General features: G+C 45.9%; 8 protein-coding genes. 5 read left to right on the top strand and 3 right to left on the bottom strand.

Going from position 1 to position 19,253, the window contains the following annotated elements; translation table 11 throughout:
• Positions 1 to 35 precede the first annotated feature (35 nt).
• The 5 genes from NQ546_RS08100 (at position 36) to NQ546_RS08080 (ending at position 10,734) form a co-directional block, all read left to right on the top strand.
• Positions 36 to 1,667: a sialate O-acetylesterase gene (locus tag NQ546_RS08100; RefSeq protein WP_004289615.1), complete on the top strand. Its 1,632-nt coding sequence runs from the start codon at positions 36 to 38 to the stop codon at positions 1,665 to 1,667.
• Between the two features lie 45 nt (positions 1,668 to 1,712).
• Positions 1,713 to 3,209 (top strand): MFS transporter, encoded by a 1,497-nt coding sequence (locus NQ546_RS08095; RefSeq protein WP_004289614.1) that lies wholly within the window; start codon positions 1,713 to 1,715, stop codon positions 3,207 to 3,209.
• Positions 3,210 to 3,298: 89 nt separating this feature from the next.
• On the top strand, positions 3,299 to 4,270 hold the full coding sequence (locus NQ546_RS08090; RefSeq protein ID WP_004289613.1) for a glycoside hydrolase family 43 protein: 972 nt from the start codon (positions 3,299 to 3,301) through the stop codon (positions 4,268 to 4,270).
• 79 nt (positions 4,271 to 4,349) lie between these two features.
• On the top strand, positions 4,350 to 6,359 hold the full coding sequence (locus tag NQ546_RS08085) for a hypothetical protein (RefSeq protein WP_021940047.1): 2,010 nt from the start codon (positions 4,350 to 4,352) through the stop codon (positions 6,357 to 6,359).
• A 280-nt stretch (positions 6,360 to 6,639) separates the two neighbouring features.
• The gene (locus NQ546_RS08080) at positions 6,640 to 10,734 is read left to right on the top strand and encodes a two-component regulator propeller domain-containing protein (RefSeq protein ID WP_004289610.1); all 4,095 of its coding nucleotides are present in this window, start codon (positions 6,640 to 6,642) and stop codon (positions 10,732 to 10,734) included.
• 75 nt (positions 10,735 to 10,809) lie between these two features.
• Here NQ546_RS08080 and NQ546_RS08075 read toward each other — a convergent pair whose 3' ends face one another.
• From NQ546_RS08075 to NQ546_RS08065, 3 genes are all read right to left on the bottom strand, one after another.
• Positions 10,810 to 13,392, bottom strand: coding sequence for a glycosyl hydrolase 115 family protein (locus NQ546_RS08075; protein ID WP_004289609.1), 2,583 nt, complete (start codon positions 13,390 to 13,392; stop codon positions 10,810 to 10,812).
• A gap of 91 nt (positions 13,393 to 13,483) precedes the next feature.
• Positions 13,484 to 16,675, bottom strand: a complete 3,192-nt coding sequence (locus NQ546_RS08070; protein ID WP_004289608.1) for a glycosyl hydrolase family 95 catalytic domain-containing protein — start codon at positions 16,673 to 16,675, stop codon at positions 13,484 to 13,486.
• A gap of 84 nt (positions 16,676 to 16,759) precedes the next feature.
• Complete coding sequence (locus tag NQ546_RS08065; RefSeq protein ID WP_004289607.1) at positions 16,760 to 19,201, bottom strand: glycosyl hydrolase family 8; 2,442 nt, start codon at positions 19,199 to 19,201, stop codon at positions 16,760 to 16,762.
• Positions 19,202 to 19,253 lie beyond the last annotated feature (52 nt).

The raw sequence follows: 19,253 nt of genomic DNA, 5'->3' as shown, positions 1-19,253 counted from the left end.
GATTCTTTTGAATTTGGCAATATGACAGAGAAGATATGAAAAGTTTGATTTATGATAAAATTAGGTTAGGAGTGGCAGTGCTACTTTACCTTTGCGCTACCTCATGGGCAGATGCAAAGGTAAAGTTGCCTGCTTTAATTTCAGACGGAATGGTGCTGCAGCGCGAACAGTCGGTCAAAGTATGGGGTACAGCGGATGCAGGCGAAAGTATCACCGTAAAGTTTCAGAAAAAGAGCTATCATGCTACCGCTGATGCCAACGGACGCTGGAGCATTACGCTGCCACCGTTGAAAGCAGGCGGTCCTTTCCCAATGCAAGTCAACGACATCAAACTGAATGACATTTTAGTAGGCGATGTATGGCTCTGCTCAGGACAGTCAAACATGGAACTGCCTGTGAGACGGGTAATGGATATGTTTTCTCAAGAAATACTCAGCTATAACAATGAGAAAATACGACATATCCTCATACCCCAGGAATACAATTTTCACGCACCTCAAGAAGAGCTCTCCGAAACAGGCTGGAAGACGCTGACGCAAGAAAATGTGATGGATTTCTCCGCCCTTGCCTATTTCTTTGCCAAAGAGATGTACGAAAAGACCGGCATACCAGTGGGGCTCATCAACTCCAGCTGGGGAGGTACTCCCGTAGAAGCATGGATAAGTGAAGAAGGGTTGAAGGAGTTCCCTTTATATATCAACAGTAAACGTCTGTATGAAGATGATGCCTATTGCAGCCACATCAAGAAATTAGAGGGTGAGAACTTCTACCGTTGGAACCTGTCGCTCTATCGCGGTGATGCAGGTCTGCACGAATCCATTCCCTGGTATGCAGCCAATTACGATGACAACAGTTGGCAAACAGTAAATATGTTTTCACAATCATGGGGCAATAACGGTCTGAACCCGATTGGCGGTTCCCATTGGCTACGCCAAGACATAGAGATACCGCAATCATGGAACGGTAAAGAAGCCACATTGCGTTTAGGCTGTATTGTGGATGCCGATTCCGTATATGTGAACGGAGTATTTGTCGGAACCACCGGTTACCAATATCCTCCCCGTATCTACCGGATACCTGCCGGTGTATTGAAATCCGGGAAAAACAATGTGACCGTCCGAATCGTCAGCAACGGCGGACAACCGAGTTTCGTACAGGAAAAACCATACAAAATTATCTGCGGCAACGAAGAAGTCAATCTGAAACAGGAATGGAAATACCGGTTAGGAGCTCCCATGCCACCCGCTCCGGAGATGATGTTCTTTTGGTACAAACCGGTATGCCTATACAACGCCATGATAGCTCCACTGCAAAACTATTCCATACGGGGAGTGCTATGGTATCAAGGCGAATCAAACGTATCACGCCGAAATGAATATGTGGCACTTTTATCGGCAATGATTGCCGATTGGCGTCGTACATTCAGCCAGTCCGAACTGCCTTTCCATATTGTAGAGCTGGCCGATTTTCTGTCGAAAGACGATCTTGACGGTCGGAGAGCTTGGGCGGAAATGCGTCAGGAACAAGCCAAAGCGGCCGCTGTCAATTCCAATACTTATCTCATACGTAACAGTGACCTGGGAGAGTGGAATGACATTCACCCGCTTGACAAAAAGACTTTAGGCAAGCGTGCAGCAGAAAGTGTTTTGAGTAACACAAAACAATGACACACCTTTTTTAAATAATGATCCAACTAATAAAAATTTAATAGAATGAATACACTTAACCAAAAAGTGTCCATAGCCGAAAAGATCGGTTATAGCCTCGGAGATTGTTCAGCGAACTTTGTGTTCCAGATGATGATGATTTACCAGACTAAGTTCTATACAGACGTATTTGGTCTGGAAGGAGCTGTTGCCGGTAGTGTAATGTTGTTAGCGCGTATTGTAGACGCCTTTGTAGACCCTACGGTGGGAATTCTGTCCGACCGCACAAAGTCCAAATGGGGTAAATATCGTCCATGGGTTCTTTGGACAGCTCTACCTTTCATGGTGTTTTACATTTTGGCATTTTACAATCCGGGCATTGAAGACAAAGGACTTGTGGCGCTGTACGCAACAATCTCTTACACCTTATTGATGACTCTGTATTCATTCAATAACACTCCTTATGCTTCATTGGGAGGTGTCATGACAAGTGACATTAAAGAGCGTAACAGCATAACCAGTATACGTTTTGTGGCAGCCACTATCGCACAATTCATCGTACAAGGCCTAACACTGCCGTTGGTCAGCAAGTTTGCCGGTGAATCCGGTGACAAAGGCCATGGGTGGCTTTGCACAATATCGTTGTTTGCCGTCATCGGTCTGGTATTCCTCGTCATTACTTTCTTTTCCGCACGTGAACGCATTACACCGCCGATCAGCCAAAAGACAGATACCAAACAAGATATTAAAGATGTTTTCAAGAACATACCATGGCGGGCTATGTTCATTCTGACATTATTCATATTTACGACCCTTGCCATGTGGGGAAGCGCAATGAACTATTATTTCGAGAACTATGTAGACGCCGGTGCGCTTTATGCCTTCCTTGACAAGATAGGCTTAGTGGCCACTGAAGCCGGAGACGGAGTAGGATACAGCATATTAAATGCTTTCGGATTAATAGTCAGCAGTCCGGACAAAGCATACGAGGTAGGTTTTGGCGTATTCAACATGCTGGGTGCATTGGTTCAGTTCTTTGGCGTAATCCTGCTTTCCAGTTTTCTGGCAAACCGTTACGGCAAGAAGCGCGTATTCATCATTTGCCTTGCGTTGACTGCACTGTTCACAGCCTTCTTCTATTTCCCCAACGAAACAGATGTAGAGACGATGTTCGTGCTGAACTTCCTCAAGAGCCTTGCATATGCCCCGACAGTGCCTCTGCTGTGGGCCATGATTGCCGATGTAGCCGACCATTCAGAATATGTCAACCACCGGCGTGCCACAGGCTTCGTCTTTGCCGGAGTTGTCTTTGCATTGAAAGCCGGTCTGGGCATCGGTGGCGCCATATTGGGTTTCCTTCTTTCCGGTTTCGGTTATGTGTCGGGAGCAGGAACGGAGCAGACAGACTCTGCCATCCAAGGCATCCTGCTTTCATCCAGTTTGATTCCTGCTGCGACATTCTTTGTAGGCGTTATCGCCCTCTACTTCTACCCCATTACCAAAGAGTATAACGAACGTATGCAGGCCGAACTGAAAGAACGAAGAAGCAAAGCAGACTATTAAAAGTTCAACAGCAATGCAAAAACAGGCAAGTAATAATTCAAATTCTATAAAAAATAATTCAATAACTTATAACTAAATTCTGATTCACCATGAAAAAAGAAATGAGATACTTAGTTCCGGGAGATTATATGGCAGACCCTGCCGTACATGTTTTCAACAACAGAGTTTACATCTACCCCAGCCATGACTGGGAAAGCGGTATCGAAGAAAACGACAATGGCGATCATTTCAACATGAAAGACTATCATGTTTTCTCCACCGACGACATTATGAACGGTGAAATCAAAGACCATGGAGTAGTCCTTCAGGTGGAGGACATACCTTGGGCAGGCCGCCAGTTATGGGACTGCGACGTAGCCCGGAAAGACGGAAAATATTATATGTATTTCCCCCTGAAAGACCAAAACGATATTTTCCGCATCGGTGTAGCTGTCAGTGACAATCCGGAAGGACCGTTCGTTCCTCAAGCCAATCCGATGAAAGGCAGTTACAGCATCGACCCTGCCATCCTGGATAATGGAGACGGTGATTTCTACATGTATTTCGGCGGTTTGTGGGGTGGCCAGCTGCAACGCTATCGCGACAATAAAGCTTTGGAATGTGCCGTTTTGCCCGAAGGCGACGAACAGGCTCTCCCCGCTCGTGTGGCCAAACTCAGCAAAGATATGCTGGAATTTGCAGAAGAGCCGAAAGCCGTTGTCATTCTGGATGAGAATGGCAAACCTCTGACGGGAGGCGACAATGAACGCCGTTTCTTCGAAGCCAGTTGGATGCACAAATACAACGGCAAATATTATTTCTCCTACTCCACCGGCGATACGCACCGCTTGTGTTACGCCATCGGCGACAATCCTTACGGACCTTTCACCTATCAGGGTGTCATCCTCACGCCGGTAGTGGGTTGGACCACGCACCATGCCATTGTAGAGTATAAAGGAAAATGGTATCTGTTCCACCACGACTGTGTGCCTTCCAATGGAAAGACATGGCTCCGCAGTCTGAAAGTCTGCGAACTGGAATATGACGCCAATGGCAGAATAATCACTATCGAAGGACAATAATCCGATGCACCAAGATGCCAATGTGCCGCTGACATACTTGCGGCATAAAGGCCATTCATCAACTTGTAAGTTTAATGACATGAAATACAGAATATTTTCGCTTTTCTATATTGCAATAGTATTCGTTACCCAAATGGCTGCCGAAGACGGTAGCCATTTGTGGCTTCGACTACCGGCCAATGCCCATGCCGAAATTTCCGCCCCCCGCCAATCACCTACGCTAAACATAGCTGTCGAGGAGTTGCAGCAGGCATGGAAAGGAGCCCCTGTCCGGCTCGTTATACAAAAGGACAAACAGTTGCAAGCGGAAGGTTTCCGCATCCGGCATGAAGATAATAAGATCACCCTCACATCTCCCACCGAAACAGGATTGCTCTATGCCGCCTATCACTTGCTCAGGATGCAAGAGACCGGACAGAACGTGGTTGAGGCTCAAACAACAGAGAATCCCGCCTACAACCTGCGCATCCTCAACCATTGGGACAATATGGACCGCACCGTAGAACGCGGTTACGCAGGACAATCACTTTGGAATTGGGAAGAACTGCCGAATACACTGTCCGACAGATATAAGGAATATGCCCGCGCCAATGCTTCCATCGGCATCAACGGCACTGTGCTGAACAACGTAAACGCTTCCCCAAAAATCCTTTCTGCCGAATACCTGCAGAAAGTAAAAGCATTGGCAGATATTTTCCGCCCGTACGGACTGCGTGTGTACCTCTCCGTTAATTTTGCATCCCCTATGGCTCTCGACAGTCTGAGCACTGCCGATCCTCTTGACAAAGAAGTCATCCGCTGGTGGAAAAACAAGGTTAAGGAAATCTACCGCATCATCCCCGACTTCGGCGGCTTCCTGGTGAAAGCCAATTCGGAAGGGCAGCCCGGTCCCTGCGACTTCGGACGTACCCATGCCGAAGGCGCCAACATGCTGGCAGATGCGTTGAAGCCTTACAAAGGCATCGTTATGTGGCGCGCTTTTGTATACAGTCCTTCCGATGCCGACCGCGCCAAACAAGCATATCTGGAATTTGAGCCTTTGGATGGGCAGTTCCGCAACAACGTCATCGTCCAAGTAAAGAACGGACCGATAGACTTCCAGCCCCGCGAACCGTACAGTCCATTGTTCGGTGCGATGCAGCATACACCGCTAATGGCAGAGTTCCAAGTGACACAGGAATACCTGGGACACTCCAACCATCTTGCTTATCTGGCACCGATGTGGAAAGAGTTCTTCGAATTCGTAGCGCCCGCTTCCTTAAAGGCGGTAGCCGGTGTAGCCAACATAGGTACAGATGCCAACTGGTGCGGACACACCTTTGCGCAAGCCAACTGGTATGCTTTCGGCCGCCTGGCATGGCAACCCTCTTTATCTTCCGGAAACATTGCCGATGAATGGCTGAAGCAAACGTTCGGTTCCCAGCCCTCGGACATCAATGCCCAACTAAAGAAGATGATGCTCGACAGCCATGAGGCTGTGGTGAACTACATGATGCCCCTCGGCCTGCACCACATCTTCGCATGGGGACATCATTACGGCCCCGAACCTTGGTGCAGCATCCCCGGCGCCCGTCCGGACTGGCTTCCGTCCTACTATCACAGAGCCGACAAACAAGGGATAGGCTTCGACCGCAGCAGCAAAGGAAGCAATGCCGTTGCACAATATCCGGAAACTTTGGCTAAACAATACGACAACATCGACACTTGTCCCGAAGAATATCTCCTGTGGTTCCACCACGTGCCCTGGAGCCACCGCATGAAAAGCGGGCGCAGCCTATGGGACGAGCTCTGCCACCACTACGACAATGGAGTCCGGCAAGTCAGAGACTTTCAGAAGATATGGGACGCCGCCGAAAAGTACATTGATGCGGAACGCTTCCATGAAGTACAGTCCAAGCTGAAGATACAAGCCCGCGATGCCGTTTGGTGGAAAGATGCTTGCCTGCTTTATTTTCAGGAATTCTCAGGCATGCCCATACCTTACGAAATCGAGCGCCCCATACACGAGTTGAAAGACTTGCAGAAGGTACATCTCCCCATCAGCAACTACGAATGTCCCACCAAAGAACTGCTGAATAAAAACAGATAAGGAAAGACACATGCAGGCGTGGCAGAAAGACGTGACAGATACCATTCTTCACCTCTCTCTGCCACGCTTGTTTATACCCCCTTAAAGAACACCATCAGTTTATTAGGAATAAACCGTAAGTTTAATAGGAATAAACTTGCAATTTAAAGCCAATAAACTGCCAGTTTAATTCGGTGAAACAAAAATAAACTTTTGGTGAAACAAATCCTCCCTTTTCTCTCTGTGAAATATTACGTTATTGAGTTTTTTTCCGTAATTTTGTCAACACAAACAATATACTATGATGAGACAAAAATCAGCAATCTGTTTTTTATATCTGTTCCTCTCTGTTTTATGTTACGGGCAAACAGGCAAACTCTTTACTGTGGACAACGAGTTGTCAAGCAGCATGGTCAACAGTATCTATCAGGACAAAGAAGACATTATATGGATTGCCACCGAAGACGGACTGAACCGATACGACGGCGCCAAATTCAGCGTATACAAACATGACTCCCACGATGAACATTCCCTGCAGAACAATTATGTCCGTATTCTTTTTGAAGACAAGAAAGGCACCTTCTTTGTAGGCACATTAAACGGCCTGCAGACATACGATCGTGCAACCGGCGTTTTTTCCCACATTCCCATGACCTTCAGAGAAGGAGGTAGACTGGAAGCAAATGTGTCCGCCATTATTGAGCGCGACAACGGAGAAATATTAATAGGTACATCCGGACATGGAATATTCTTGCTGAATGTCACAGAAGGACGCATGACAGCCCGGCAACTGCCCGGGTTTGTCCCAAGCTATCTCATCAACCAACTCTACGAAGACCGTAACGGAACATTGTGGGTAATCACCAATGACAAAGGAATATACAGCGTAGACGCCAACCAAAGGGTGACGCACTATCCGAATGGGAGAGAAATGGTGTGGCCGTCTTCCATCTGCGAAGACAAAACAGGAAATATCTACGTGGGATGCCTGAAAAACGGACTGTTCAAATACAATCCTCAAACAAACGGCTTCACCCGCATTCAATGTCCTTCGCATCCGGAACTGCCCGTCAAGACCCTCTATAACATGAACCAGGATGAAATCTACATCGGAACCGACGGAAACGGAATGAAAGTGTATAACGTCCAGCAGGGACAGATAATGGAAAGCCCTGTCAACATTACCAGTTTCAACTTTGACAAGTCCAAGGTACACTCCATCCTCAAAGACAAGCAAGGGAACATATGGCTGGGATTCTTCCAGAAAGGAGTTATGATAGTGCCACCCGTTATCAACAACTTCAAGTACATGGGATATAAATCGTCCACCCACAACACAATCGGTTCCTGCTGTATCATGTCCGTATGTAAAGACCATTCCGGCTCCTATTGGATAGGGACAGACAATGACGGCATCTACCGCATAGCCCCGGACGGAAAGCAACAGGCGCATTTTGAGCAACGTCCGGGCATCGGCCACTCGGTATCCTCCACCATTATGAGCATCTGCGAGGACTCGGACCGAAACCTGTGGATAGGTTCGTACCGCGACGGACTTGCCAGACTGAATCCTCAGACCGGACATTGTGAATACATCTATCTGCCGGATAAAGACCAAAAACCGGTACAAAGCATATACAGTATCATTGAAGACAAACACAGGCAGCTTTGGGTAGGCGCTATGGGAGCAGGACTTTACCGTATCAATCTGGACACCAAAGAAATATACCGCTGCCCCAGTACCGCAAACGGTTTTGAATACCGTCCTTTAAGTAATATACTACACAATTCATGGATTAACTGTCTGCTGTGTAGTACAAACGACAAACTTTACATTGGCACCTATGACGGTTTAGGCTGTCTCGACATCCCAACAATGGATTTCGTCTCCACTTACGAGATAAACAGACTGCTGCAAGGCGATGTGATTTATGCACTTTATGAGGATTTGCATCACAACATCTGGGTGGGAACCTCACAGGGACTGAAGCAATTAAATCCCCAAACACAGAAAGTCAGGGAATATACCATATCCGACGGCCTTCCCAGCAATTCCATTTCTGCCATCGAGGGAGACGCCAACGGTAACCTATGGATAAGTACGAACTTCGGCATATCCCGCTTCAATCCCGGTACACAAACATTTGTCAATTTCTATGCAAGCGACGGCCTGCAAGGAAATGAATTCAGCAAAGGGGTATCATTTGCCAGCACCCAAGGAGAAATTATCTTTGGAAGCACCAGTGGTATTACCTACTTTAACCCCGGAGAAATCACAAGCCCCAACAAAAACCCGGAAATACGCATCACAGACTTTTACGTGCACGATAAAGCGGTAAGATTGGGCATGAAATCCGGACGCTACGATATTGTCACAACCTCTGTGACGAATTCCGACAAGTTCCACCTGTCGCACAAAGACAACTCGTTCAGCATCGAACTCTCTGCCATGGAGTTTTACAGTCCTGAGCGCATCAGCTATTCCTATACATTCAACAGCAATACATGGGTGAATCTGCAGTCCGGTGTCAACCGAATATCATTCAGCGAACTGACACCGGGCACTTATCACTTCCAAGTAAAGGCAAGGGACTATAATTCCTATTCCGAAATAAAAAAACTGACTATTATCATTTCCCCGCCCTGGTATGTCTCATGGTGGGCAAAAACCATATATTGCCTGGCGGCTGCCATCATCGCCATTTTCATCATAGTGCAAATACGCCAACGGTATCGCGCACGCCAGGAAATGCTGGAACATATACATGCCGAGCAACTGAATGAGGCCAAGTTACAGTTCTTCATCAACATCTCCCACGAGATACGCACCCCGATGTCGCTCATCATAAGTCCGTTGCAAAAACTAATGGCAACGGACTCCGATACGGAACGCCAGCAAAGTTACAATATAATCTACCGCAACGCCGAACGCCTTCTGCGCCTCGTCAACCAACTTATGGACATCCGAAAAATAGACAAAGGCCAGATGCAACTCAAGTTCCAGGAAACGGATATCGTGAGCTTCATACAGGACTTGCATTATACATTTGCCTACCAAGCCAACACCAAACATATCAAACTGGCCTTTCATTCCGAAGTGAAAGAACTGAAAGCATGGATAGACCCGAAGAACTTCGATAAGGTTATCTTGAATATACTCTCCAACGCATTCAAATTCACACCGGAAAATGGTAACATACAAATCCGCTTACGCACCGGCAATGATCCGGATGCCGCTGAGAAAGCGTTGAGCCACTATTTCGAAATCAGTATAGAAGATGACGGAATCGGCATCAATGAAACCGAATTAGAACGTATCTTCGACCGCTTTTATCAGATACGCAACAGCCAAAACAACTCAAACATAGGTACGGGAATCGGGCTGCATCTCACCCGCTCACTGGTAGAGCTGCATCATGGCAGCATCACCGTTGAGAACAATCAAGGAACCTCCGGATGCCGTTTCATCGTCCGTCTGCCCTTAGGAAAGGAACATCTCAAACCGGAAGAGATAGACAATTCAGCCATTAAGCAGGATTCCGTACACATAACTACGGCGTTGCCCACACCACCGCTTATAGAAGCATCCCCGAAAACACGCTCAAAATCCAAGTATCGCGTACTAATCGTGGAAGATGATGATGAAATACGCCGCTACATCTGCCGGGAACTGGGGCGCGACTTTCACATGCAAGAGTGCTGCAATGGCAAAGAAGCATTTACACAGATTCTCAAAAAAGCTCCTGATTTAATTATCAGTGACATCATGATGCCCGAAATGGACGGTATGACTCTCTGCTCAAAAGTGAAACAGAACATTAATATCAACCACATTCCCGTTATCCTGCTCACAGCCAAAAGTCGTGAAGAAGATAATCTGGAAGGACTCAGCATAGGGGCCGATGCCTATATAACGAAACCTTTCAGCATTGAAATACTCCGGCAAAGCGCTGTCAACCTGATCAAGAGCCGGGAAAGACTGAGAAACAATTTCCAGGGCAGCCAGGCACAAAAAGAGCGAATCCAGAAATTAGAGATAGAATCACCGGATGAACGCCTATTGGACCGCATTATGAAAGTTATCAATGACAATATAGCCAACCCGGAACTGAGTGTCGAAATGGTAGCTGAAACCGTAGGCATCAGCCGCGTCCATCTGCACCGTAAACTGAAAGAGCTGACCAACCAGTCCACTCGCGACTTGATACGCAACCTCCGGCTGAAACAAGCAGCAAGCCTGCTGGCAAGCAAACGCCAAAGCATCAATGAAGTTGCAGCCCTGACAGGTTTCACCAACGTTGCCTATTTCTCAACCGCCTTCAAAGAGTTATACGGAATGACGCCTACTGCCTATATGGAACAGAATGCAGCATCGGCATCTTCCGACACAGAGTGATACAAATGAAAGGGGTTGTTTCATTCAGAAACAACCCCTTCATCTGTCTAAAAGACCTTGTGTTTAAGAGTCTCTTTATTTGTCTCTCTGACAAGGAGACTCATTCATAAATAAATAAGTTTTCCGGTAGCCGCCAAAATCCACCACGATCTTCTCAAATACAATTCCCGGATCCAAAGGTTTCAATGTAAGGGTCTGCAACCCATTCTGCGGTGCCGGTAACTCCAGTTTCACCTTACTTTCAACCACTCTTCGGGCAACTGTGGGGTATAAAGCTGTGTACACATTCTCCGGTTCTTCATTCAAATTGGCATTGAAATTAATTGTTTCTACATTGCCGCCGTTAAAGCCCACTTCATATTTATGCCCTTTTATATCGTGAAATGCCAGTGTTGATTTCACCACAATGTGGACAGTTACTTCCGTAATATCTTTGGGTATTTCCATTTTATAAGAAAGGGAAGCACCGGCAACATCTTTAGTGTAAGGCATCAACGCCATACCGCTCAATGTACGTCCCATATAAGGAATAACCGTCCATTGTGCCTCGTCAGCGTCCTTCTTCTCAAAATAGTGTTCGGCTTCCATTGCCACTACACCGTCCGAGGATTTGAAAACATATCCCCCCACAGCATTTTCCGGTTCTTCGATGCGATATACCTCCGGCTGCTTATCTGCCGGGAAATTATCATTCCACGAAGTATAACCGATGTGCTTCTGTATCATCATGTTTTTCCATTTACCTCCCGACATCACATTGTTGTAGTCATCGCACAAGTCCTTGTCACGCTTAAAAGTCTGTTCAACCTTGTCGGCCCAATAATTTGCCTGCGGATTATTCTCCTTGTAAAGCTTATGGTTCATAGCTTGCGCATAGTACATCTCATACAAATTGGCCATTGCCTGCACAGGGAAAAGAATCAGTTGCTTATAAGCATCCTTATATTCCGGTTTGAGTGCCGTATACTGGCGCAACGCTTCCGCTTCGAGCTTAATAAACTCATCAGAAACCTGCTTCCACTCTCCGGTCTCCAGATTGTAAGTCTTGCGGTCAAGCATTTCAGCAGTAACTCTACCGGCATATTTACTATATAAATTCAAAATGCGCATAGCCTCGTCCGCCTGCTCTTCACCAAACTGCTGGGCGCAGAATTGACGTGGATGATCCAACAGGTTATCAACCGTATAGCGTTTGGGATTCCAAGCCATGTCGAGGAATAAAGTGATGGGATATTCCATCGGTTTCAAGTCGCCGACGTTAAGTACCCACAGCTTGTCAACTCCATAATCGTAGGTCAACTGCAATTGTTCCCACATATTCTGAATCGGAGTCACATTGAGCCATTTTGTGTTTCGGGGTGCTCCCACATAGTCCACATGATAATAAATACCCCAACCTCCGGGACGTTTTCTTTCTTCCGGATTCGGCAAACGACGTACATTTCCCCAATTATCATCGCTCAACAGCATGATCACATCATCGGGTACTCTGAGCCCCATGTCATAAAAACGCTGCACTTCTTTATACAAAGCCCATACCTGCGGACGTTTTTCCGGAGCCTTCCCCGTCACTTCCTTAATGATGCGCCGTTGGTTCTTGAAAATCTTTTCCATTAAACGCATATTCTCTTTGTCGCGCGATACATATTTATCATCCTCTCCTTCTTTTCCACCCATAGGTGTATCGCCATCTCCCCGCATACCGATAGTTATCAAGTCCTCCGTATCAACGGCACGTTCAATGCCTTCACGAAAAAAGCGGTCAATCACTTTCTGGTTGGAAGCATAATCCCACGCACCATACTCTTTACGTTTTCTCGCCCACTCCTGATGATTGCGCGCCATAGGTTCATGGTGGGATGTACCCATAATAACTCCCATTTCATTGGCCGTCTTGCTGTTTTCCGGATCATCCGCATAGAAGCTCCAACCCCACATCGCAGGCCACATAAAGTTACCGCGCAGACGCAAAATAAGTTCAAACACACGTGCATAGAAACGATGATCGCCATAGTTCGTGCCATAAGTATGTTTCACCCAACCTGTCAAACAAGGGGCCTCATCATTCAAGAAAATGCCACGATACTTCACAGCCGGCTCGCCCGCCGTATAGCTTCCACGAACAATAGACAAATTCTGCTGAGGAACCACCGGTACATCAGCCCAGTCATACCAAGGAGAAACACCTATCTGTTCTGAAAGCTCGTATACTCCGTAAATTGTTCCGCGCTTGTCACTTCCTGCAATGACCAACGCTTCTTCCACATCCTTTAAAGGAGCAGACACTACCGTCATCAAATATTTTTCATTCTTACCGTTCAGCAATGAAGCGTCTATCTTCTTCGATTTCACCAGTTCTTTGATATAACGGCTTCTAAGAGTGCCCACTATAACCATACGCTTGGCACCCGGCTCGAACTGCAAATCAGCAGTCTTACCGGTTACCAGCTTAAAATCGTTCTGAAGATTTTTTGCCGCTATCATCACACCGGCATCTTCCTGCTCATCTATCAATATGGCATTGGGCGCTCCATTTTCCACAAGCGTAAAACGGTCGGAAGCCAATTGGCTAAAGGTTATCCCCTTATTATCTATGGCCCCTGCATTCAAACACAAAACGGAAAGTAATAACAGCCCCAAACTTTTTTTCATTTTCATAATGTGAATTCTTTATTTATCATATGTAACAGTGAGGAATTTACAGTTCCCCCTTAATTTATAAACAATTATTTATGTTTACAGCGCATTATCAATTCAACGTAGCTCTTTCAAACATATATTCCTTACCGGGTTCTGTCTCTACATCGTACTCGTAAACCTTATAAAGTACGGGCAACTGAAGCGTATTCAAGCTCTTCGATTTCAGAGGTGCCGCAACTTCAGCCGGTGCATATAGCATATTCGGACAATCGCCTACCGCCGGTTTCAAGCCATCTCCCTTTAAAGGAACATAACTGCGAATACGCAACATACCACCAATACGCGAATGTACTTTAGCCTTAAGCAGTTGCGCTCCTTCCCATTGCATGTCAACAACAAAACCGCCACGAGCTACCAAACCACTGATACTTCCTTCATTCCACTCCTCCGGCAAAGCAGGAAGCAATTGTACTGCCCCATCATGGCTTTGCAGCAACATTTCAGCCACACCTGCCGTATAGCCGAAATTACCGTCTATCTGGAAAGGAGGGTGTGCATCAAACAAATTGGGATAGGTACGGCCTTCGGGAAATTCCCGCATTTTGTCGTCGCCCGGAAGAATACGAAGCATGTTCTTTATAATTTTATAAGCATGATTACCGTCGAGCATACGTGCCCAGAAGTTTATTTTCCAACCGATACTCCAACCTGTCGCAGCGTCACCCCGTTGCAAAAGTGTGTTTTTAGCTGCTTGAAAAAGTTCGGGATGAAGCCGCGGTGATATCTGGTTACTTGGATACAAACCATAGAGATGTGAAATATGACGATGATCATCACGAGGATTATCAGCATCTATCAACCATTCCTGAAGCTGATTATGACGTCCTATCTGCATAGGCGGCAACTGCTTGAAAGCAACGGCCAAGGAATCTTGATATGCCTGGGACTCACCTAATATACGGGCTGCAAGCATTGTATTATAAAGTGCATCGAAAGCTATCTGATTGTCCATAGTACATCCTGCAGTAATGGAAGAACCGGCATACCCATGTTCAGGCGATACAGAAGGAGCTGTTACCAACCAACCGTTCTGAGGATGTTTCACCAAATGGCTCAAATAAAAATCTGCCGCGCCTTTCATTACCGGATAATAGCGGCGCAAAAACTCTTTGTCACCGGTGAAAAGATAATGCTGCCATAAGTGCTGTGTAAGCCAAGCCCCCCCATTGGGCCACATTCCGAAATAGGCAGCATCTATCGGCCCACAAGCACGCCACAAATCTGTATTGTGATGAGCCACCCAGCCACGTGCTCCGTAAACAGTTTCAGCAGTTTTCTTGCCGCTTACGCTCAAATCGCTAACCATATCAAAAAGCGGTTGGTGGTTTTCCGACAAGTTTGTCACTTCGGCAGGCCAGTAATTCATTTCCGTATTAATATTGATCGTATATTTACTGTCCCAAGGAGCATATACGCTATTGCACCACAAACCTTGCAGATTAGCAGGCTGTCCACCGGGTTGCGAAGAAGAAATAAGCAAATAACGACCATACTGAAACATCAGTGCCATAAGGTTCTGGTCCTTTCCTTCACCAAAAGCAGCAACCCGTTTATCTGTCTCCAACGTAGATGTTTCGGTAGAAGGTATGGAGAACTTCACACGATCGAACTGCTTCTTATAGGCAGCTATATGATTGGCCAGAGCTTGCTCATACGGTATTTTTACAGCACGTTTCAGGCTGGTAGAAACGAGCTTTGAAGCATTACCACTCACATCATGATAGTTCACGAAGTTCGTCGCAGCAGATATGTAAAGAGTCGCTACGGTAGCTTGGTTTACAACCACAGATTCATTCGACTTTCCGGACTTTCCATTATGTTTCACCAATACCCTGCATTCGGCATTTAATGCCGCAGGAATCCCTTCCTGCTCCGCACCTTCACATTTCACTATCAGTTCATTTCCCTTAGCCGTTACCGCATGTTTCAATGGTGAGTTATAACTCAAATCAAAGTTCAACGCTTTCGGCTTATCAGCCTCCATGCGTACAACAATTACATCATCGGCAAACGACGAAAAGACTGTGCGTGTATATGTCACCCCATCCACCATATATCGGGTAACGGCTACGGCATTTTCTATATCCAGTTCACGATAGTAGTTTTCAACATTCTTATGTTCCGGTTGGTTTATGAACAAACTGCCCATGGTGAGAAAACGCATACCATGCTGTCCGGTAAAAAAATTCTCATCTATCATTTTTTGTGCTTCCGACAGACGGTTGGCGAACACAAGCTCACGCACTTTAGCCAAAGCCCCTTTTCCTTTCGGATTGTCATTGCTATAAGGACCGCCTGCCCAAAAAGTTTCTTCATTCAGCTGAATTTCTTCCTTATCTGTACCACCGTAAACCATAGCGCCCAAACGAGAGTTACCCACCGGCAACGCTTCTACCCAGCGATGTGCCGGTGCCGAGTACCATAATTTCATCCGAGTTGCTTCCTGCTTGTTCACCAATGCCCTATATCCCAACAACTGCAACATTGTTTCAGCATAACGTGCACCCAACATGCGGTATCCACGAGCGGTAAAATGCAGATTATCCCCTGCTGCCGGACAACCGGCAGATGAAACGACATGCGCCGTTGGGATTACCTGTGGCAGTGTATCTATGATTTCATTCATACTTGCACAAATACCCTTTTGGTCGGCATGTACCACTTCTCCGGCCAAAAGAGGCACTTCCTCCGCTTTCAGATTTAAATCAGCCAATAAGTTTTCATAAACGCCTTTCAGTTTTTCCGGCCATTCCCTGTCACCTGTATTTGATTCCCCCTGATGCACCAGAATACCTTTAATCACCCCGTCTTTCTGTGCTCTCTTAGCTAAGTCTACCAACCAAGCATACGGATTATTATCATAAGACTTCACGATATTTTTCAGCCAACCCGGTTGAGTAGCAATATGTTCTGCACAATTCTCTTTATCGAACAGTTCAATACGACATCCCCCGATAGCCACATTGATAACACCCACTTTGACATTCGGTGGCAGATTATCCACCATAGTACGTCCAAAATAGTCGCAAGGGGTCAGTCCCGTATGGCAACGAGACAATGGAGGAAGAGCCTTATACCACTCTCCTTTTACTCTTCCGCGCTCAGGACAATCCACAGCAGACATCATCAAGAAACGTTCGCTTATTCCTATGCTATCCTGCGGCTCCACGCGTGCGTTGCCTTCCATATTAGATTGCCCGAAAGCCAAATAAATATGAAAGTCCCTATCTTGCGCGTACATAGCTGAGCAGCTCCCTAAAAAAAGGCATACCAGCAATAAATCAATCACTCTGTTTTTCATTTCTATTTTTCAATTTTATAATAATTAATGTCCTTGAGGAAATATAATCCGATAGTTCCCGCTCAAATGCATAAAAGCAAACAAACGAAGTAGTCCGTCATAATAAGCGTCAAAATAACCGTCATCGTAAGGCACGTGTTTGACATTCCATAAACGATCGACAAACTCCCGGCTCTTATCATGTGTACAAACCAATGAGACCGCAGCAGTAGTAGCAACCAGTCCCAAAGAATGTCTCAATTTCTTATACCCTCCGGCACCCAGCAGTTCTGTCACCGTTGTACCATCTACATTGTATTGATCTACAAAGCTATCTATACCTTGGGAATAAAAAAAGTTTTGTATCTTATTTCCATATTCTTGCTGCCATTTTCTGTCCGCACATGCCCATGAATAATCCAATGCTATATTCATAGGTACACGCCATGAATCAAAACGAAAAGCATCTCCTATAACCCGTTTACTGCCAAGCAATGTGCCATCATAGTTATTATAATCAGGATTAAGCCCTGTTACAGGGTGAATACTTTTATGCAAATATTCACGACTTTTCCGGGCACACGCCCGCCAGAATTCGCTCCTGCCGTCTTCTGCCCACCTGGCCCATACCTCATAAAATGCGGGAACATGGTAAGAAGGATCCGTAAACCTTCCTCCAAAAGGATCCGGCGTAAATGTTATCAACTGATGTTCCAAATTAATCAAAGGGGCAACACGCTCCATACCTATTTTCTGCATCGAGCAATCCAATATGTTTTGAGCCTCGGCAAGATAATTAATTCCCGTTGAATTACCCCAACGATTAGAAGCAAAAATAAGTGATGTTACATAATAAAGTTCCCCATCGGACGCCGGTCCTTGAGCATTACGCGTGCCGTCCGTCTTACAGCTCCATGCAAAATAACCTTTCAGCGGTCCCTCCTGATGCTGCATATATTTCTTGCCCCATCGCCACAAACGATCAAAAATATCTTTCCTATCAAACTGAACGGCAATCATCAATCCATAAGACATTCCCTCTGTACGTACATCATGATTTTTTATGTCGCTGATATAAGCCATTGAATCCCCCACTTCAAAATAGACCTTATCCGGTCCATAAAAAACACTTTCGAATACCGATTTCAACTTTTTATCAATGTCCTTTTGCTTATAGCCCAATTCCGCAAAGAGATTACGATAGCGTCTCGTTGCAAAAGCACCTTTGGTATAGGGCAGCCTCTCTTCGCCTAAACGTTCTATCTCATTTGCCCAAGGCATCCATTTCAAATAGTCCACATCCTCAAACATATCCGCTTTCGAAACAAAGGTATCTACGTCTGTTTTACCCAACAGAAATTTATCAATAAAAGCTTCCACTTCCGGATACTGACTCTCCGGCAACATACAATGCATATGACCTCCCTGAATAGAAAAGCCCATACGATCTTCTATGCCAAAAGCCTTCCATACCATTCGTGCAGCCTGACAAGATACGTAGTTCGACTCTTCTGCCAACCATTCATAATCTGTATTTCCAAGTACCAGCAAAGCACGAGGAGCAATCAATGCTGCCAGTTCATGATGATCAATCGGCAACCGATTTACATTCTTACCTGCAAACTGGCGCATACTCTCCAAAAACCATGCATAACTGGTACGCCCCAAAGTTTCCACATTTCCTAAGGTTTCCGAAACACGCCAAGCATCAACCCCTCCGCCTCCGGGTTCTTGGGCGATAGTCAACGCAATACGCTCATCAAAAGCACCTGCAAACAATGCCATTTTACCGGCAAATGAACAACCGGATACTGCCAAATGTGAAAGATCGATACGCGATTTTTTTCCAACCTTTTCCAACCCATCAATCAATCGGCTGATCCCCCATGGCCATGCACAGTAAGCCCCCATATCCGTTTGATCTGGATATAAACGATTTATCGGCTCATTACCACGCTTTTGTGTATGAGACATGACCTGTGTGAAATTAAATGTAATCTGTGCGATTCTCCTTTTATCAAACAACTGTACCGGAAGAGAACCTGTGGGTCTGCCAATCCCAATAATAGCAGGAAAAGGGCCATTGCCCTCAGGATACTTGATAGGAGCCGTCAATAGCAGCGTCTCACCATTCTCATGTACAACAACCCGCAGCGTATCGTTAATTAAAGTAGCCTCTATACTATCCTTTGAGACAACCGGCTTCATCCCCAATTCATAATGTTGTAATTGACGGGCTATCTCAAAACGATGACGTTCCCAATCCTTGAAGTCTGTTGAACGCCCGCTTCCATCAGCCCATGCAAAAGGATCCGGAAGAGTAGTTATCTCCGGCAATTTGTCTATTGCAGGCATCTCGGGAACACGAAAGTTGTCATTTGCACATTCTTTGTCATAGACCAAAGGTATCGCTGTTTGCCCGAAAGTCATCATCTGAGATAATAACAAAGCAACTAAAGTAATTCTCGTTTTTTTTGTGTTTGCCATAATATGTAATTTTTTAAGGTAACATGCCTCTACTTTTTAAAGAAATGATATA

It is taken from the genome of Bacteroides eggerthii, from assembly GCF_025146565.1.
GTDB lineage: Bacteria > Bacteroidota > Bacteroidia > Bacteroidales > Bacteroidaceae > Bacteroides > Bacteroides eggerthii.
This window is presented reverse-complemented; position numbering and strand designations above follow the sequence as displayed.